This window comes from Luminiphilus syltensis NOR5-1B (genome assembly GCF_000158175.1).
In the GTDB taxonomy this organism is placed as follows: domain Bacteria; phylum Pseudomonadota; class Gammaproteobacteria; order Pseudomonadales; family Halieaceae; genus Luminiphilus; species Luminiphilus syltensis.
Genome location: NZ_DS999411.1, coordinates 93,951 through 112,362, shown reverse-complemented (window position 1 = coordinate 112,362; position 18,412 = coordinate 93,951). Strand labels below are relative to the sequence as shown.

Here is an 18,412-nt window from a genome sequence, read left to right as displayed (position 1 = left end):
CTTTATAGGTACCGTATGTGGGCGCTAGTAGGCATGGAGAATCCCGTCGAAAAACGTACTAGATATTTACACTGTGCGTGGGGGGTGGCGCCACGAGAAAACAAAGAGGCTGACCTGTCAGCGTGAGGTCACCGCAAGGAACGCAATGGACTCTTCTAGGAGGCAGCGCGGCTGTGACGCCTCTAGCGTAAATTCTCCGCCCGGAACGTCTAATAACTTGGAGGTGTGATCGTCCAGATCACCACGGTTTCGACATCCTCGAGATTGGCGTAGCGATGGGATTTGCTGCTGGCAAAAGCAAAGCTGTCCCCCTCTTCGAGCACGATGTGTGTGTCCTCGATCCACAGATTCAGCTTCCCGCTCAGGATGATACCCGCTTCTTCTCCCTGATGCGTGTAGGGGACATCGCCACTGGAAGTGCCGGGTGGAAAGGTACACTTGAGCATCTCGATTTGCCGGCTGAGATTCGGGGAGAGCAACTCGTCTACGATGCCAGTATTAAAGGTCAGTTTCCTGCGATTGCCACTACGGACGACCCAAGCTCGCATGGCCGGATCTTCCCCTGTTACCTGATTCTGAAAAAACCAGCTGATCGTAACGCCCAGTGCCCGACTGATTGAATGCAGCGCCTTAATGGAAGGCACAGAAATTCCCCGCTCGACCTGGCTCAGATAGCCCTGGGACAACTCGGAGATCTTGCTCAGTTCAGACAGTGTCATGCCGCGCGCCTTCCGCAGATCACGGATATCAAGGCCGAGCGAGCGGTCTGTTTTCGCTAGTTTGTTGGCATCCACCCAGTCGCCCGCATCCGCGATACCTTTGGAATTTGACGGGCGCAAGATGCGTGGAAGAGACTGCTTCTCGGACATGCTACTCAAAGCTCCTTCTGTGATTCTGGCGTTATAGCTTTACTGTGAGTTCGACGCCGTGTTTGGCCCCTTTTCGAGCAGTCCTCGCTCCATTTAGCGCCAACGGTGACCCAATCCGTGAGGAAATTCAACTTAATTGCCCCGGCGCTTTAAAAAATTCACTGCTATCGGTCTTAGATTTGTTGTTCGGTAAAAACAAAAGTGAATATATGCATTTTTATATTCACTATGTTGGCGTCCTTTGCTACCATCAATTGCGTCAAGGGATTTAGGAGAAGAGCACATGACAGGCAAAGCTACTCGGGCGGAGGATTTGGGGATTGATGTGGCGGAGGTAGAGGACGCGCTGCAGCGCAACCGCGGTCTACCGCCGCACACCTATTATGACCCCAATGTGTATGAGTTCGAGGCGAAAGCGATTTTCTCCAATTCATGGCAATACTTTGCGCCGCTGGACCAGTTATCGACTGAGGGTGATGTTGTTGCAGGTTTAGTCGGGAATTCATCGGTCGTCGTGACCCGCGCTAAGGACGGCGAACTGCACGGTTTTCTAAATATTTGCCGTCACCGCGGTTATCCTGTGGTCGAGAAGGAGCAAAGCCGTTGTCGAGTGCTGCGTTGTGCCTATCATTCGTGGTCTTACGATCTTACGGGTAATCTGGTAGGGGCACCGGACACGGAGTCCGAGACGCATTTCGATAAGTCGGACTCTTCCCTTTTCCCCGTTGCCGTCGACACCTGGGGCTCCCTGGTTTTTGTCAATCCTGACCCGAATGCCGCGCCACTGCGTGTCACACACCCGCATATGACGCAGTGGGTTGCCGAGGAGGGGCTTGATGATAGTTCGGACCGGTACACGTATCGAGTAGGGTTGGAAGTAAATCAGGGCTCAAACTGGAAGCTCTGGCAGGATAATAATTACGAATGCTACCACTGCTTAACTTTACACAGCGAGTCCCTTTCTAAGGCATTCGCCACCAAAGACGGCGATTACAGTCTTCGCTATACGGACAGAATGACAATCTCGCACTACAAGGGTTTTGAGCCGGAGAATAGCGATGACCTAAGCGGTGGTGATCAGTTGGTTCTGCATTTTTTTCCCGGGTGTTCAATCGTTCAGCAGAACGATCTGATGTTGGTGCTTCAGGTTATTCCCACGGGCCCGGAGTCCTGCTGCGTGCGCCAGCACTATTTCATCGACAAAGGGGTTCCGGAAGATCGGTTCAATCGTTGGGTTGACCTTTACAAGCAAACCTTTAACGAAGACGGTGAAGCCGCAGAAAAGCAGCAGCGCAACTTGCGTACCAACGTCGGAGGTTTCCAGTTCGTATACAAGCGTGAAGAACACTCGGTACGCATGCTTGCCTACACATGGAATGCCTACAAGGCGGCGTTGGCCTAATTGTTTCGAACTTCATTGGCTGGTTGGCTTTTTCATCGTTGCGACGAAGGCAAGGTCGTATTGGTACAATTTTAGAGCTCCAACTAAAACAAGCAATACACACGCGGGAATGGTACTAGTATGACAGATGAGAGGAAGACACCCTTAGCGGGCGGAATGGAAGGTTGGACGAACGCCGAGACACCCGCTGCTGCTGACGCGTTGGATCGCCTCGGGAAAAGTGGTCAGGTGCTTGATCCAACTGTACGCGCTCTGGACGGGAGCGGTGTGCTTGTTGGGCGAGCCCGGACTATGCAATTCGCTCCGGGTGAGACGGCTCAGGATTACGATGAGCTAATGGAGCGCTTGATTGCATTTATTGAGTCCCTGCAGCCTGGTGATGTGCCGGTCGTGGCCTGTGGGTGGCCCAATCGGTACACGATTATCGGCGAGATTATTGCTACCGCCGCTCAGATGCGCGGTTCGCCAGGCTGGGTAACGGACGGCTGGATCAGAGATTCGCAGGGTATCCGAGGTATCGGCTATCAGGTGTTCTGCTCTGGATTTTCTCCTTTGAGTTTCATTAAAAGGGCGAGGATTGTCTCTGTAGATATGCCAGTTATTTGTGCCGGAACGTTGGTCGAGACCAATGACATTGTGCTGGGCGATGGCGATGGGTGTGTGGTAGTACCGAATTCATATAGCGCGGAGGTCCAGGAAATGCTTAACGCCGACGTTGAGTCTGACGTCGTCATGCGTCAAGCACTGCGCGATGGTAAATCATTTAGCCAAGTGCTTGCCGAGACCCATTGAAGAAGCGCTGCGCTTTAACTGAACGGCGTTGACGTTTCTGAATCGGTCGAAGATTGCGCGGCCGATAAAAGTAGCTGTTCAACCGAAAAACACAATGGAAAAAGGGATCGACACGGACATTCATGGTGCTCGGATGCCGTGTTACTGAGCTGGGCAAAGACCATCTTCACGGTCGCGCCTACCTCCAATAGCAGAGCAGCTGCATGGGGTTGCAAAGCACGAAGACGAACAGCACGAGAACGCTGGTTGTGTACCTGTATAGTGCTGCATACCAGCGCTCTATGAATTCGCGCTAAACCCGCTAGCTTCGGAGGTTGTTGCGCTCGGTACGATTACCGGAAGAGCTATAATCACGGCAACCATCATAGCGGTCGCCACGACGCCGTTAGTTATCAAGATGCGCTCGCCAGGAGCGCTTCCTTGCTTGATTCATCCATAATCCAATGTGTGAGGCTACCTCGCTTAACGCGCCCGGTAGTGGCAGTTGCGGTCAGAATTCCGTCCTTCGGATAGTGGAGCTCCAAGGGTGCCTGGGAGGGGATCTCAGGCGTATAGATGAGACCCGCGAGGTCGCCGGATCGGACGTTGTTTCCCGGTTCGTGCATGGCGAGCAGCACACCGTTGTTTGGCGCATAAATCATACCGCCCTGTGTTCCGGTGATCCAACGCGACTCCAGCGTGCCGGACCACTGCTCGTCCAGGGGTAGAACTTTAATGTGATCGAGCAAGCGGTAAATCGCCCGCTCGGAGTGCCACAGCATGTTTGACTGCAGATGGGAGCAGCCACCCATTTCGCTGCCGAAGTAGGTCACTCCATGTTCAACCGCCACCCATTCTGAGAATGGCCCGTCAAGGACTGGCTGACCCCAAGACAGCGGTGAATTGATGTATTCCAAGGTGTCCAGGGCTGCCATGTCTTTAGCTCGATCGCCGGTAAGAGACACATAGGCGGCGGGGTAGTGATTTGCGCAGCTGCCGGCTGTGTGGCTGTCAAAACAGTAGTCACACAGCGGGAATATCACGTCGCTCAGATATCGCGCGATTCGGACTGTCGGCGAATCGGTGGCCGTTGGACTAAAAGAACGATTGAGATTACCGCCATCGAGCGGTGATGAACGTGTCCCAGCCAGTACGGCTGGGAGGTTTACGGCCGGCATAACAATAAGTCTGCCGCTCAGCCGCTCGAGGTCGATCTCGGCCAGAAGTCTGGTCAAAGCCACTGGCCCTTCGTATTCATCACCATGGACACCGCCCAAGAGCAGCACCGTAGGACCGCTACCGTTGTTGAGGACGGAAATAGGAATCTGGATAATATCCAACCCAATATCTGCGTGTTCCATACACAGAAAGGAATCCTGCCTACCGCGGTGGTCCCAGTCGATGTCGGTCCAAATGGGAGAAAAGGTCATTTTGGCGTCTTCCTTTTTGTATTAGCAGCCGCGGCTAGTGTTCCGATGATTTCGGATCGATGGATTCGTGGGAACCCTCTTTCCTTGTCGTGTCCAGAAAAGAGGCTACGGCGTACAATGATCTTGCTCAATAGCGGCGGTTACCATTACCTCAACACGATACTGTGGGCCCGCTAGGCCTGCTTGGACGCACGCGCGTGCCGGCCTTGGGCTGTTCCCCAGCCATTCGACCCACGCGCGGTTCATGGTGTTGAAATCGCTCATATCGGCGAGCCAGATCTGCACCTGTAGCAGGCGGCGACGGTTTGAGCCATAGAGCTTCAGGTATCGGTCTACGTTGTCGAGAATGATACGAGTTTGTTCGTAGGCGTCGTGGTTGTGATTATCAGTACTCTCGTCGGTCAGCCCTGAAAAATACAGAACGCCATCATAGATTACTCCAGTAGAAACTAGATCTGCCGATTCGATATGCTGGATGTCCTCATCGGGCAACGCCATATGATGGCTCCATTAGCTGTTTGTCATTACCGCTTGAGGTCCGATAGTAGTGAAAAAAATGAATAAATGAAATAAAATATTCACAAAATAACAGTAAGCACGTGTGCATTTCCTCTGATCTGAGACGTCGTTAGTTGGGTGTTACACACCCATCTAAGGCATCAACTTACCGGGACAAATAGAAGCCTCGTCGCCCAAATCTTTACAGGCGTCACCCAAGGTAAGCTCGCCTGTTGACGATCATAGGAATCATGAAAGAGATACAGGCCACCAGAAAAATCAAACTTCCGGTTAAAAATATAGGATCTCCGCCTTTCCAACTCCCGTAGGTGTAGACAATGGAACACACCAGAAACAGCAGCCATCCTGCGAAATCAAAAAAATAAACCCAACGCTTTCCCATTGCTTCACTCCTTAAACAATCCGTGGAATATTAGCGAGGGATAAACAATCCCAAGCCTGAATGTGAAATCTACGTCTTTTTCGAGGCGGTTGTCTGTCAAAATGACTAACGAAGGCTCGCTCCAGACCAGCGGGGTGGACTTGCCCTAATTTGCGGGAAGTCCAGCGCTGTCAATGTGGTGGGGAGGCTTGCTAGCGTCTTTCTGGCTTTGCTTCCCTACCCATTCGAAGAAGCTATGGTTCACAATCGAGATGCGACGTCCCGCTACTCGAGCCAAGACCATATTGACGTCAATCCGCGGGACAATAGGGATCGCCCTTAAGTCCGTTTCTTCCTCGGCAACTAGTCCTACTCCGACCGTAGCCCCGACGCCTTTGCGTACCATGCTGAGAATCAACGGTAGAAAATTCGTGGTCACTCGGATATCGGGCGAAAATGTCTGTGCCGCGAACAGTTGATCAAGAACATCGCGAACAAAGTAGCCGGGTTCATATACAACGAGTGGTTGATCTCGGAGATCGGATAAACGGAGGTAGGCTCGCTTAGCGAACGGGTGCAATTCCGTCACGATAAGGCACAAACGTTCCTGCTTCAGCGGCAGGCTCTCAAGCAACCCCGGAGCGCAACGCTCAGCGACGATTACTCCCAGCTCAGTTTCGCCGTCGAGCAGTGCCTTCTGAGTGTCTTCTGTGCCCACTTGAGTTACCGAGGCTGTCACGCCGGGGTGGGCATCCAGGAACGTCGAGAGTAACTCGGGCAGGTAGTAGGTCGCCAACATCGAGGGGCTGGAAATACTGACGGTACCGCTCATTAGTTCCTTGCGAGCCGCAATCTGCTGTTCGACTGTAGCGGCGTGATTCATCAGCTCCCGTCCGCGAGCTTCTAGGAGTAGTCCTTCCTCGGTGAGTCTTGTCGCGCGTCGATCGCGGTTGACCAGCACTATGCCCAGCTCGTGTTCTAGTTTACGCACGGCAATGCTTACAGCGGACTGCGCAATGTTCAGGCGCTGGGCTGCACCGACAAAGCTGCCTTCATCGGCAAGGCACAGGAAAATTTGAAGTTTACGAAAATCCATAGAATATAATTATTATATCAATTTAATATTTTAAATATATTTTTAATATCATAAGCGCACTGCTAACCTAACTGCAACATCCTAAAAAATGAGGCTAACTCAGTGGCGGCATTTGGTAACTCATGGGCAAAATTAGACTGGACCGATCCTTTTCTTCTTGAGCAACAGCTCACCGATGAGCAGCGCATGGTCAGGGATTCGGCTCATCAATACGCTCAGGCAAAACTGTTGCCTCGGGTAAGAGATGCCTTCCAGAAGGAGCAGACCGACCCTGAGATCTTCCGGGAAATGGGCGAGCTGGGCCTGCTCGGCAGCACCATCGATGGCTACGGCTGCCCCGGCGTTGATTACGTTTCTTACGGGCTGGTCGCACGGGAGGTCGAGCGGGTCGATTCGGGCTATCGCTCCATGCTGAGCGTGCAGTCGTCGCTGGTGATGTACCCCATCCATGCCTTCGGCAGTGAAGCCCAGCGGGAAAAGTATCTGCCCAAGCTGGCCACTGGTGAGTGGATTGGCTGCTTTGGTCTCACCGAACCCGATTACGGCTCCGACCCCGGCGGAATGGTGACCCGCGCTCGTACCGTTGAGGGTGGCTACTCCCTGACCGGCGCCAAGATGTGGATCAGCAACAGCCCCATCGCCGATGTCTTTGTGGTCTGGGCCAAGACCGACGACGGCGTCATTCGCGGTTTTGTATTGGAAAAGGGTATGCCCGGATTGTCGGCACCCAAAATCGAGGGCAAATTATCGCTGCGCGCCTCGATCACCGGTGAAATTGTTATGGAAGACGTGGTGGTCGGTGAAGACGCGATGTTGCCGGGCGTCGAGGGTCTCAAGGGGCCGTTCAGCTGTCTCAATAATGCCCGCTACGGTATCGCCTGGGGTGCTCTCGGTGCGGCGGAGACCTGCTGGCACGCCGCGCGTGACTACACCATGGAGCGCAAACAGTTTAATCGTCCGCTGGCGGCCAACCAGTTGATCCAGCTCAAGCTCGCCGATATGCAGACCGAGATCTCCCTCGGGCTTCAGGGTTGTCATCGCGCCGGCGTACTGATGGATGCCGGCCAAATTGCCCCGGAGCTGATCTCGCTGATCAAGCGTAATTCCTGTGGCAAGTCGCTGGAGGTGGCGCGCAAAGCTCGGGACATGCTCGGTGGCAACGGTATCTCCGACGAATACCCGGTGATGCGCCATATGATGAACCTCGAGGTGGTGAACACCTATGAAGGCACCCATGACATCCATGCGCTGATATTGGGCCGTACGCAGACCGACATCCCCGCGTTTTGAGTATGGGAGTAATTATTGGAAGCCAACGTGCGGGGTCTCCTACAAGGTCTCGTCGGTCGAGTCGTCGTCCCGCCATTCCAGGAGCCGAGGCGGACGATGCCGCTGCAGCAGTCTACCCGAGTCCCGCAGAGAAAGAGCAGCGAACCTAAGCCATGAGTGACGCCAATCAACTGAACGACAAGCTGCGCCGGCGCATGCAGGCGGGAGACTATGCAGTCGGGGATGTGGGCCGCGCCGGTCTCACGAACGCTGCCGCCATCGGAATTTTTCGCGCGCAATGTATGTCGCGCCACCTGGATAGAATTGCCAGAAATTTGCAGAAAAATGGTAAGAGCTTCTATACCATCGGTTCTTCTGGGCACGAAAACATGGCCGCAGTCGCCGAGTCACTTCGTGATGACGACATGGCATTTTTGCATTATCGAGATGCAGCCTTTCAGATCCGCCGGGCGATGCGCGTTCCGGGAAGCACACCCCTCCAAGACATGTTATTGAGCTTCACGTGCTCTTCCGAAGACCCCATATCCGGCGGCAGGCACAAGGTCCTCGGCTCGCGATCGCTCGCGATTCCGCCGCAGACTTCAACCATCGCCAGTCACCTCCCGAAGGCGGTCGGCGCGGCGTATTCCATTGACATGCCTCGGGGGGTAAACCGAGGTCTCCACCCCCTCCGTCGCGACAGTATCGTCGCGTGCACGTTCGGTGATGCCTCCGCCAACCACTCGACCGCGCAGGGTGCAATCAACACGGCAGCCTGGATGGGCTACCGTGGCCTGCGGCTTCCAATCCTTTTCGTCTGCGAAGACAACGGTATTGGCATTTCGGTGCCGACACCGGAAGGCTGGATTGCCAGCAGCTTCCAGCATCGTCCGGGATTGCGCTATTTTTACGCTGATGGTTTGAATGCCTATGACGCGTACGCCGTAGCGCGGGAGGCCGTCGAGCACGTGCGCGAGCAGCGCCAACCCGCCTTCCTTCATTTGTCGATGGTGCGCTTACTTGGCCATGCCGGTTCCGACCCTGAAATTAGCTATCGCTCAAGCGAAGACATCGCGTCCGACGAACAGCAGGATCCAATTTTGCATACTGCGCGGCTTATTGCTGATCGAGGAATACTTGACGGGTCTGCACTGTTGGCTATTTACGATCAGGTTGGAGCTCAATGTGAAGCGATTGCCGCGCAGGCTGCCGTCAGGCCCCACTTGGCGAGCGCTACCGATGTGATGCGCAGTATTGTGCCACCGAGACGTGCCGTCGCTCCGGCGTCTATCGTAAGTCCTGACGAGCGCCGCAAAGCCTTTGGTCGAGAATGGAATAACATAGAACAGCCTCAGCCAATGGCGAAGCTTCTCAATTGGTGTCTGCTAGACCTTCTTTTAGAGCATCAGGAAATTTTTCTTGTCGGGCAAGATATTGGTAAGAAAGGCGGAGTATACGGTGTAACTCAGAAGCTACAGCAGCGGTTCAGAGCAGGTCGTGTCATGGACTCGTTGCTTGATGAACAGTCTATCCTTGGGCTTGCTATAGGCGCCGCTCACAATGGATTCCTGCCAATACCGGAAATTCAGTTTCTCGCCTATATACATAATGCGGAGGATCAGCTCCGAGGTGAGGCGGCAACGCTATCATTCTTTTCGAATGGCCAGTTTACAAATCCTATGGTTGTACGTGTCGCTGGGCTTGCTTACCAGCGAGGCTTTGGCGGCCATTTCCACAATGACAACTCCCTGGGCGTGCTTCGAGATATCCCAGGATTAATAGTCGCCTGTCCCTCCAGTGGACGCGATGCTGTCGCTATGTTGCGCGAGTCGGTACGGCTTGCGCGCGAGGAACAACGTATCGTGGTTTTTCTCGAGCCTATCGCTTTATACAATACCCGCGACCTTCATGAAGACGGCGATAACGCTTGGAGCAGCGCCTATCCGGAGGCGACTTACACGGCGCCTTTTGGGGAGGTCGCCCAGCGCGGTAACGGCCCTCTGGCCATTGTCAGTTACGGTAATGGCTACTACCTCGCCAACCAGGCTTCTCGCACGCTGGAGCGTGAGTATGGCATCGACACTTGTCTCATTGATCTCCGTTGGCTTGCACCGTTACCCGTGGATTCTCTCATCAAAGCCATAGGCAGTTCGGAGCATGTCTTGGTGGTTGACGAGTGCCGCCGGTCGGGCAATGTATCCGAGGCTATTATGGCTCACCTGCATGAGGCGGGGTTGCAGCGGATTGCGCGGCTTACGGCAGAGGACTGCTTCATTCCTACGGGCCCTGCCTATGCGGCAACGCTGCCATCTTGCGCCGCGATAGTCGAGACAGCGCTTGCTCTGTTGGGAAAAGAATCATGACTAGGAGAGCGGTCTTGGTCTGCCCGGGGCGGGGCACCTATAACCGGGATGAGCTTGGCAGTTTGAAACGAACCAGAGGTGTTTGTGAAGAGCTGGTCGAGCGTTTCGACGATATCCGACGGCGAGAGCAGCAACCAACAGTTAGCCAACTAGATGACTCGGAGCGGTTCTCTAGTCGTCTGCATATGCGTAGCGACAACGCTTCGGCACTGATCTACGCCTGTAGTTATACCGACTACCTCAATATAGATAATCAGGACTTAGACATCGTGGCAGTCACGGGCAACTCGATGGGGTGGTACACCGCGCTTGCCTGTGCCGGGGCGCTGAATCCCGAGGATGGATTTGAGCTGGTAAATACTATGGGCAGTCTTATGCAGGCGAGCGGAGTCGGCGGTCAGCTTATCTATCCGTGCACAGATATCGACTGGATTGCCAACCCGCAACGTGAAAGAGAGATTCTGGATCGAGTGACGGAGATAAATGGGTCCGAAGATCGGGTGCTCAAGGTGTCCATCAGGCTAGGCAGCATGATTGTGCTCGCCGGAAACGAGGCGGGGCTGCGTGCATTTGAGGAAGCAGTGCCGGTGATAGGCGACCGCTTTCCAATGCGCCTGCCGAATCATGCCGCTTTCCACACCTCTTTACTGTCGCCAGTAGCAGCCGAAGCCCGATTACAGCTTGCAAATTTACCGCTTCAGCCGGCCTCGTTACCTCTTGTCGATGGACATGGCTCGTTGTGGTACCCGCACTGCTATGAACGTGACCAGCTCTGGGACTACACGCTGGGTCGACAGGTCACAGAGACCTACGATTTCACCAAAGCGCTACGCATAGCAGCTTTCGAGTTCGAGCCCGACATGTTTGTGGTTCTCGGACCGGGTAGGACGCTACGCCAATCGGTGGCCCAATGCCTGGTTGCCGCAGGTTGGCGTGGCCTTGAAGACCGTACGGCATTCGAGAAACGGCAGGCGGAGGAGGCGATTGTTGTCGGTGCGGATTTGGTCAGCTGAAGTAAACCACGGTAGCGGATCAGAAATAAGGCCAAGGTGCCGCTGAAACAATGTGTGGGCATCTCCCTGTTTTATTACCCTGAGAGACTCAAACATTTTTCGAGGAGAAAGCGACGTTTTGTCGTCAACCATCAAGATGGGGTTCGATATCAGTCATGCACTTAATGCCAATGTGGCACGAATTCCAAGGAAATGAAAACAGTCCTGGTGATGGCCTGCTATGGCCCGATCCATGAATCTCCACGCCTATTTTTTGCCCGGAAGTCGAAGATTCTCTACTAATTACTCGGGCAATTAGTCGGTCAGGGATCCCTGGGCGTACTTTAGTGCGCAGCGCAGAATCCTCGGGTTCTGCTGCTCAAAGCCACGGTGCGCAGTTCGAAATTGAAATTGATTGTTTATGGAAAGCCGGCAGGCCGATGACAGCGTCAAGTGCCCGAGCACCCTTTAGCATAAGCCCCGTGATCCCGGCCCCGTCCCTGCAGTTGCTGTTTCGTGTGTAACCCTACCGCCTTACTGCCCAAGTGAGCAGCTTAGACCTCTGCTTCCTAAGCGAGTTGCAGAGCTCCGATTTACGTGGAAGGCGTCCTGGCCTGAATCGAGCACTAAGGCGTGTTGCGGCATCTAATATGCCCGAGCGGCATATATTTCCCAAAAACTGATCAACTTCCCCTTGTTTATAAGTGAAAATAATGAGATAAAATTTCACTTAAGAAGCACTTGGCGTCACGCCGCACTTATTACGCATCAGACTTTTAGGGGGCATTTCATGTCCAAGCCAATTCCCGGTAGCGCAAACGTGGTCATCATCGGCGGCGGTATCATTGGCTGCAGCGTCGCCTATCACCTTACGAAGTTAGGAGTGAAGGACGTTGTCTTGTTTGAACGCAGACAACTTACCTGTGGAACCACATGGCATGCCGCAGGGCTTATCACCACACTGCGCGCCACGGAGAACCAAACTTGGTTGGCTAAATATACACGCGATCTTTATGAGCGTCTGGAGGAGGAAACAGGGCAGGCCACTGGATTTTCGCCGATCGGGTCCATTCAAGTGGCCTCCACCGCTGAAAAGGTCGAGGAGATGCGACGCGGCTGTGATGTCGCGGCGTCGTTCGGCGTTGAATCTATGGAAATCTCACCCTCGGAGGTCAAGAACCTCTGGCCATTGGCCAATGTTGATGACGTACTTGCCGGTTTCCATTTCCCACACGATGGTCGCGCAAACCCTACCGATACGACACAAGCGCTGGCTCGGGGAGCCCGTCTGGGAGGCGCCAAAATTTTTGAAAACACCTGCGTCGGCGACGTCCTCCTTGAGAACGGGCGGGTAGTTGGCGTCAAGGTCGCAGGTAATAAGATTACAGCAGATGTGGTTGTCAACTGTACTGGCATGTGGGCGCGTGAAGTGGGTTTGCAAAGCGGTGTCGCCATCCCCCTTCAGGCGGCAGAACACTATTACCTGGTTACCGACTCGATTGAGGGTATTAGTACTGAGCTGCCCATTCTGAGAGATCCCGGAAAGCAATCCTATTATCGCGAGGAAACCGGAAAATTGATGATTGGCCTGTTTGAAGACAAGGCTGCGGCTTGGGATGTTCCAAAGATTCCTGAGGAATTTTGTTTCGACGACCTGCCGCCGGATTGGGAACGACTGATGCCTTATCTGGAAACGGCAATGGAGCGCGTGCCCATTTCCATGGATTCTGGAATCCAGTTATTTTTCTGTGGGCCTGAGAGCTTTACACCGGATCACAACTACATCATGGGGCAGGCCCCGAATGTTGATGGTTATTTTGTTGCCGCAGGTTTCAACTCTCTCGGGATCCTCTCTGCAGGTGGCGCCGGTAAAGCATTGGCAGACTGGATAGTGAGTGGTTATAGCCCGAGGGATTTTTTCGATAGCGATATTCGTCGTTTCCTGCCGCACCAGAATAATTCGAAATATTTGAAAGACCGGGTGGTGGAGTCGCTAGGTATCGGATATCAGTATCATTGGCCCTACCGCCAATGGGAGACAGCCAGAGGCGCAAAACGACTGTTGCTACACGACAAACTCATAGAAAAAAATGCCTGTATGGGAGAAGGGGCTGGCTGGGAGCGACCTAATTGGTACGCCCCCGACGGTGAGGAGCCAAAATATGAGTACAGTTACGGCCGTCAGAACTGGTTCGACTTTTCTGCAGAAGAGCATAGGGCCGTTCGTGAATCAGTAGGTGTCTTTGAGCTTTCATCGTTCAGTAAGTTTCTCGTTCAGGGGCGAGACGCTGCAAAATACCTCAACTGGATCTGCACCAATGAGGTCGACGTGCCGAATGGTCGCTCAGTTTATACCCAATGGCTGAACGAGCGAGGCACTATAGAGGCTGACCTAACCGTTACTCGGCTGGAAGAAGATAGCTTTTTAGTTGTAACGGCGGCTTTTACTTACACACATGTTTTCTACTGGCTTAAGCAGAATATACGTGACGGTGAGTTCGTAACGGTTACTGATGTCACTACGACGTACGGCGTGCTAAGTGTTCAGGGGCCTTCAAGTAGGGCTCTTCTGGAGAAGATGAGCGGGAGTCCGCTGAGCAATGAGATACACCCGTTCGGATGGATGCGCGATATCGATATTGGGTATGCGACAGTAAAAGCGCTCCGGATTTCCTACGTCGGAGAATTGGGCTGGGAGCTTTACATACCCTCCGAGTACCTCGCCTATATTTTTGATGAATTGATGGAGGCTGGCGACGAATTCGGTCTGCGGCTGTGCGGATATCATGCGCTTAACTCATTACGACTAGAGAAGGCATTTCGCGAATGGGGACACGATATTGGATCGGATGATGATCAGCGCGAATCCGGACTTATGTTTGCGGCGAAGCTTGAAAAGGCCGGAGGCTTTCTCGGCGCCGAAGCCCTTCAGCAGAGAAGAAATAATGACCAGAAACTGACCAAGCGATTGGTTCAGTTTTTAATGAAGTCCCCCGAACCGTTGCTCTATCACAACGAGCCGATTCTGTGTAACGGCGAGCGCGTGGGATATACGTCGTCTGCGGCTTACGGTCATACGCTTGGTGGTAGTGTAGCACTTGGCTATGTCCGCCATGACGCCGGTGTCGATGGAGATCTTATTAGTCAGAGTAAGTTCGAAATTGTTGTCGCGGGGGTAAGACATGAAGCTCATGCTTCACTGAAACCCATGTATGACCCTTCGTCCCTTAGAACAAAGGGTTAAAGGAAAATAAATAAAATTAGAAAAACATATAAACGGAGATCCTGGGCCCATGAGTGAGCCTCAAACATCGCACTACGTTTTACGAATTTCGTGTGAAGACCAAGTGGGTATCGTTTCGGCGGTGGCTAAATTTTTCGCAGACCGCGAGTTCTCAATAGTCGAGTCGTCGCAGCATACGGAGCCAAGCAGTCGGCAATTTTTCATGCGTACATTGTTGAGCGGCAAGCCGATGAATGCCGAAATGATGGATGAGATAACTACGGCTTTTGATGCGATCGCCCGATCTTTCGAGATGTCCTGGTCGTTCCGATCAACTGAAGACAAATTGAAAACTGTTATTGCGGTATCAAAATGGGATCATTGTTTGAAAGATCTTCTCCACGCATGGAAGACCGGAGATCTCCCGCTCGATATCGTTGCGGTGGTATCTAATCACGATGATCTTAATTCTATGGCGACATGGTATGGAGTCCCGTTCTACCATTTGCCAGTAACCCCCGATACCAAGCCTCAGCAAGAGGCCCAAATGTTGAAAGTGATGGAGGATACGGGCTCTGAACTGATGCTATTGGCACGCTATATGCAAATTCTCTCTGACGATCTCTGCAAAAAGTTGCAGGGGCGTGCAATTAATATTCATCACTCATTTCTTCCCGGGTTTAAAGGCGCGAAGCCTTACCACCAGGCGTATGAAAAGGGCGTAAAACTCGTTGGCGCAACCGCACATTACGTGACTGCTGATTTGGATGAAGGGCCCATTATTGAACAGGATGTTTTTCGGGTGGCGCATTCAGACGATGTCGATGTTCTCGTAACAGCGGGTCGTCAGGTCGAATCCCGTGTCTTGATGCGTGCCGCTAAATGGCATGCCGAAGGTCGCGTCATGATGACTAGTAGTCGCCGTACGGTTGTTTTCGACCGCTAGTCAGCAGCGAAACTGAAGTTTAGGGATATCACAATAAATGCAATTAATTGATGGAAAGCTCAAAGCCGCTGAGATACTGGAGCAGGTAAAAGCCGGAGTTGAAGGGCAGGTAAAAGCAGATGGTGCGCGGCCTGGCCTCACGGTGGTGCTTGTTGGCGAAGATCCAGCAAGTCAGGTTTATGTCCGGAATAAGGAAAAGCGAGCGGAAGAGGCCGGCTTTAACGGGCAGCTTATTCGCTTACCCAGTACAACGTCAGAATCAGACCTGCTAGCAGTGATCGATAAATTAAATACAGATAAATCTGTTCATGGAATCCTGGTCCAACTGCCTCTGCCTGAGCAGATAAACGAGCAGGCGGTAATCGGCGCTATCGCGCCGGAGAAGGATGTTGATGGCTTCCACGAGGTTAATGGTGGGCGGTTACTTAACGGTGATTCCAGAGCGATGGTTCCCTGCACTCCGCTCGGTTGTTTGCACCTTATTGAGACGGTGATTCCGGATTTGAAAGGCATGCACGCGGTAATAATCGGACGATCGAATATCGTCGGCAAGCCATTGAGCATGCTGCTGTTACAGAAAAGCTGCACGGTCACGATAACTCACTCCAAAACGAGGGACCTTCCGAATGTGTGCGCTGGCGCCGATATTTTAATCGCCGCTGTAGGCGTGCCCGAGCTTGTTAAGGCGGATTGGGTCAAACCGGGAGCGGTTGTAATCGATGTCGGAATTAATCGGGTTGCTCGCGATGGAAAGCAGGTTTTGGTGGGTGATGTCGATTTTGATGCTGTCAGGGATATTGCATCTGCCATCACTCCTGTACCAGGGGGGGTAGGCCCAATGACGATTGCCTGTCTTTTGAGCAATACTCTTGCCGCGTCCCGATAAATAACCAGTGTATTTACGGGACGTTCTGCACGTGCTGTCCACTTCCCTTAATCCGATACACCGTTAACTGGAGTTTTCTGTGACAATGAGCACAGGAAGCTGCAATGAAGCAGTCACGATTTACCCAAAGCTGGATCGTTGGTGTGTTGAAGCAGGTGTATGCGGGCACAGGGTCGGCCGCTGCGACCGTCAATTGATGGGCAGAGCAGTCTCAAGCTTCAGTTCGCGCAAAGCGATATGAGAGCGAACCTGGGCTATTTGCGGTAGCGCGAATAGGCACTCTTCCAGGAACCTATCGAGAGACTGAATACCTTCCGTAACCACGCGAAGGATAAAATCAGCATCTCCGGTCGTTGCGAAACACTCGAGTACTTCCGGTCGTTGCAAGATTGCTTCTTCAAACGAAGTGGTGCTCTCTTTGACGTGCCTTGCCAGTGAGATATGCACGAAGGCGCAGAGACTGAGATTAAGCTTTTCCCTGTTCAGGTGCGCCGAATAGCCAGTAATGAGGTTCTCATCTTCGAGCGCCCGAACTCGGCGCCAGCAGGCAGCCGGCGAAAGCCCCACCTGGTCAGCGAGGGCTTGGTTGCTAATTCGACCGTCCTGTTGCAGCGCCTTAAGTATCTTTTTATCCGTTTTGTCCACACCAACCTCCCTAGCCGCGAAAGAATGTTCGAGAAATGCATAAATAAACCCGACTTTTATCATTAATTGCCTTTATTGCCCATTATAAAGAAAGCACATTGTCTAAATATTGAAATAGGGTAAACATCCTTGTGGAAATAGGATGCTGGCAGTGGATGTATCAAGTCGTGACTTGCCTTTAGACGATTACGCTCTTCTTGACCGGTACACGCGCGAAACGGGGCGTGTATTTTTGACTGGCACCCAGGCGCTTGTGCGACTTCCAATGTTGCAGCGGGACATGGACAGACGCAGAGGGCTAAACACGGCCGGATTCGTTTCCGGTTATCGAGGATCTCCCCTTGGCGCCTATGATCAAGAGCTCTGGCGCGGGCGTAGTTTCTTGGAAAGCAAAGATATTCAGTTTTTGCCTGCTATCAATGAAGACCTTGCCGCGACCGCCGTCCTCGGTACCCAGCAGGTGGAGAGTGAGAAAGAACGTGAAGTGGATGGCGTGTTCTCTATCTGGTATGGAAAAGGCCCGGGTGTGGATCGGGCCGGAGATGCGCTGAAGCATGGCAACGCCTACGGTAGCTCGCCTCATGGCGGTGTGTTGGTTGTGGCTGGAGATGATCATGGTTGCGTATCTTCAAGTATGTCGCATCAGTCCGATGTGGCGTTCATGGCTTATTTCATGCCCACGCTGAACCCCGCCAGTGTTTCAGAATATATCGAATACGGTTTGTACGGTTTTGCTTTGTCCAGGTATTCAGGTACCTGGGTGGGATTTAAAGCGATTTCAGAAACGGTTGAGAGCGCAGCCTCGGTAGAACTTGGATCCCTTCGCGAATACACAGCACCGACCGATTACCAGGCGCCAAGCTATGGCTTGCACTACCGCTGGCCAGATTTGCCCGGTCCTCAGGTGGAGGCACGTATGGTGGCAAAGCTGGACGCGGTGCGGGCTTTCGCCAGGGCAAACCCGATTGATCGAGCTATTTACGGTATCCCGGATGCAAAACTCGGCATCATCACCACCGGTAAGGGGCACCTGGATCTGATGCAGGCCTTGCGCCTACTCGGCGTTGATGAAGCGCGCTGCAGGGAGTTGGGCATTGATATTTATAAAGTGGGTATGGTCTGGCCGCTGGAAACGGAAGGTGCTCGAGCATTCCTGCGCGGCAAAGATGAAGTACTGGTGGTGGAGGAGAAGCGCGGGATTATAGAAAGCGAGTTAAAGGAGGCCCTTTACGATTACCAGAGTGACAAGCCAAGCCGGATGGTAGGCAAGTACGATGAAGTTGGGTCACCTCTAATCCCCTGGACGGGCGAGTTGTCACCGGGGATTCTCGCGCCGATCGTTGCGGCACGTATAAAACACGTGTTTCCGTCCGTCAGTTTTGACCACGAGCTCGCCGAGCTTACCTCCACCCAAGTGCAAATTGATGTTCCCACTGACGTTAAGCGCACGCCTTACTTTTGCGCGGGTTGTCCTCACAACACGTCCACCAAAGTGCCGGAGGGAAGTAAAGCTCTGGCGGGAATTGGCTGCCATTTTATGGCCTCATGGATGGATCGTAATACTGAATCCCTGATCCAGATGGGTGGCGAGGGTGTTAACTGGGTTGGAAAATCGCCTTACATCGGCAACCAGCATATTT

Annotated in this window: 14 protein-coding genes and 1 pseudogene; 9 read left to right on the top strand and 6 right to left on the bottom strand. The window is 53.1% G+C overall.

Translation table 11 applies throughout. The features are described 5' to 3' along the window. Positions 1 to 209: 209 nt before the first annotated feature. Complete coding sequence (locus NOR51B_RS00435) at positions 210 to 869, bottom strand: helix-turn-helix domain-containing protein (RefSeq protein ID WP_009021349.1); 660 nt, start codon at positions 867 to 869, stop codon at positions 210 to 212. 283 nt (positions 870 to 1,152) lie between these two features. On the opposite strand from NOR51B_RS00435, the gene NOR51B_RS00430 reads away from it, so the two are divergent. Together NOR51B_RS00430 and NOR51B_RS00425 are read left to right on the top strand one after the other, a co-directional pair. Beyond that, entirely contained in the window at positions 1,153 to 2,271 is a 1,119-nt protein-coding gene (locus NOR51B_RS00430) for an aromatic ring-hydroxylating oxygenase subunit alpha (RefSeq protein WP_009019919.1), read from the top strand. A 120-nt stretch (positions 2,272 to 2,391) separates the two neighbouring features. Beyond that, complete coding sequence (locus NOR51B_RS00425; protein ID WP_081443852.1) at positions 2,392 to 3,063, top strand: RraA family protein; 672 nt, start codon at positions 2,392 to 2,394, stop codon at positions 3,061 to 3,063. Positions 3,064 to 3,455: 392 nt separating this feature from the next. On the opposite strand, the gene NOR51B_RS00420 is transcribed toward NOR51B_RS00425, so the two are convergent. From NOR51B_RS00420 to NOR51B_RS00405, 4 genes are all read right to left on the bottom strand, one after another. Further along, positions 3,456 to 4,403, bottom strand: coding sequence for a succinylglutamate desuccinylase/aspartoacylase family protein (locus NOR51B_RS00420; RefSeq protein ID WP_195891454.1), 948 nt, complete (start codon positions 4,401 to 4,403; stop codon positions 3,456 to 3,458). A 174-nt stretch (positions 4,404 to 4,577) separates the two neighbouring features. Continuing rightward, entirely contained in the window at positions 4,578 to 4,970 is a 393-nt protein-coding gene (locus tag NOR51B_RS00415) for a RidA family protein (RefSeq protein WP_009020366.1), read from the bottom strand. 211 nt (positions 4,971 to 5,181) lie between these two features. Continuing rightward, positions 5,182 to 5,373, bottom strand: coding sequence for a hypothetical protein (locus NOR51B_RS00410; protein ID WP_009019411.1), 192 nt, complete (start codon positions 5,371 to 5,373; stop codon positions 5,182 to 5,184). 145 nt (positions 5,374 to 5,518) lie between these two features. Then, entirely contained in the window at positions 5,519 to 6,448 is a 930-nt protein-coding gene (locus NOR51B_RS00405; protein WP_009020426.1) for a LysR family transcriptional regulator, read from the bottom strand. Between the two features lie 102 nt (positions 6,449 to 6,550). Here NOR51B_RS00405 and NOR51B_RS00400 point away from each other — a divergent pair, with 102 nt between their 5' ends. From NOR51B_RS00400 to NOR51B_RS00375, 6 genes are all read left to right on the top strand, one after another. After that, entirely contained in the window at positions 6,551 to 7,738 is a 1,188-nt protein-coding gene (locus NOR51B_RS00400; protein ID WP_009021383.1) for an acyl-CoA dehydrogenase, read from the top strand. A gap of 152 nt (positions 7,739 to 7,890) precedes the next feature. Then, a complete protein-coding gene (locus NOR51B_RS00395) occupies positions 7,891 to 10,080 on the top strand; it encodes a dehydrogenase E1 component subunit alpha/beta (protein ID WP_009019371.1) in 2,190 nt (729 codons plus the stop codon). Continuing rightward, positions 10,077 to 11,093, top strand: coding sequence for an ACP S-malonyltransferase (locus NOR51B_RS00390; RefSeq protein ID WP_009018931.1), 1,017 nt, complete (start codon positions 10,077 to 10,079; stop codon positions 11,091 to 11,093). Before NOR51B_RS00395 ends, NOR51B_RS00390 begins: the two co-directional genes overlap by 4 nt. A 769-nt stretch (positions 11,094 to 11,862) precedes the next feature. Beyond that, a complete protein-coding gene (locus tag NOR51B_RS00385; RefSeq protein WP_009020402.1) occupies positions 11,863 to 14,316 on the top strand; it encodes a GcvT family protein in 2,454 nt (817 codons plus the stop codon). Positions 14,317 to 14,365: 49 nt separating this feature from the next. Continuing rightward, a complete protein-coding gene (purU, locus tag NOR51B_RS00380; protein ID WP_040481438.1) occupies positions 14,366 to 15,241 on the top strand; it encodes a formyltetrahydrofolate deformylase in 876 nt (291 codons plus the stop codon). Between the two features lie 37 nt (positions 15,242 to 15,278). Next, positions 15,279 to 16,127 (top strand): bifunctional 5,10-methylenetetrahydrofolate dehydrogenase/5,10-methenyltetrahydrofolate cyclohydrolase, encoded by an 849-nt coding sequence (locus NOR51B_RS00375; protein WP_009019075.1) that lies wholly within the window; start codon positions 15,279 to 15,281, stop codon positions 16,125 to 16,127. A gap of 189 nt (positions 16,128 to 16,316) precedes the next feature. Here the strand turns inward: NOR51B_RS00375 and NOR51B_RS00370 are convergent, their stop codons facing one another. Then, positions 16,317 to 16,835, bottom strand: coding sequence for an Lrp/AsnC family transcriptional regulator (locus NOR51B_RS00370; RefSeq protein WP_050759375.1), 519 nt, complete (start codon positions 16,833 to 16,835; stop codon positions 16,317 to 16,319). Between the two features lie 79 nt (positions 16,836 to 16,914). On the opposite strand from NOR51B_RS00370, the pseudogene NOR51B_RS15480 reads away from it, so the two are divergent. After that, positions 16,915 to 18,412 (top strand): annotated as a pseudogene (locus tag NOR51B_RS15480) (indolepyruvate ferredoxin oxidoreductase family protein); the annotation flags it as partial.

Coding starts and splice junctions, on each gene's coding strand:
- NOR51B_RS00435 (WP_009021349.1), bottom strand. CDS start 869: ATGTCCGAGAAGCAGTCTCTTCCACGCATCTTGCGCCCGTCAAATTCC.
- NOR51B_RS00420 (WP_195891454.1), bottom strand. CDS start 4,403: ATGGAACACGCAGATATTGGGTTGGATATTATCCAGATTCCTATTTCC.
- NOR51B_RS00410 (WP_009019411.1), bottom strand. CDS start 5,373: ATGGGAAAGCGTTGGGTTTATTTTTTTGATTTCGCAGGATGGCTGCTG.
- NOR51B_RS00390 (WP_009018931.1), top strand. CDS start 10,077: ATGACTAGGAGAGCGGTCTTGGTCTGCCCGGGGCGGGGCACCTATAAC.
- NOR51B_RS00430 (WP_009019919.1), top strand. CDS start 1,153: ATGACAGGCAAAGCTACTCGGGCGGAGGATTTGGGGATTGATGTGGCG.
- NOR51B_RS00370 (WP_050759375.1), bottom strand. CDS start 16,835: ATGATAAAAGTCGGGTTTATTTATGCATTTCTCGAACATTCTTTCGCG.
- NOR51B_RS00385 (WP_009020402.1), top strand. CDS start 11,863: ATGTCCAAGCCAATTCCCGGTAGCGCAAACGTGGTCATCATCGGCGGC.
- purU (WP_040481438.1), top strand. CDS start 14,366: ATGAGTGAGCCTCAAACATCGCACTACGTTTTACGAATTTCGTGTGAA.
- NOR51B_RS00425 (WP_081443852.1), top strand. CDS start 2,392: ATGACAGATGAGAGGAAGACACCCTTAGCGGGCGGAATGGAAGGTTGG.
- NOR51B_RS00395 (WP_009019371.1), top strand. CDS start 7,891: ATGAGTGACGCCAATCAACTGAACGACAAGCTGCGCCGGCGCATGCAG.
- NOR51B_RS00415 (WP_009020366.1), bottom strand. CDS start 4,970: ATGGCGTTGCCCGATGAGGACATCCAGCATATCGAATCGGCAGATCTA.
- NOR51B_RS00375 (WP_009019075.1), top strand. CDS start 15,279: ATGCAATTAATTGATGGAAAGCTCAAAGCCGCTGAGATACTGGAGCAG.
- NOR51B_RS00405 (WP_009020426.1), bottom strand. CDS start 6,448: ATGGATTTTCGTAAACTTCAAATTTTCCTGTGCCTTGCCGATGAAGGC.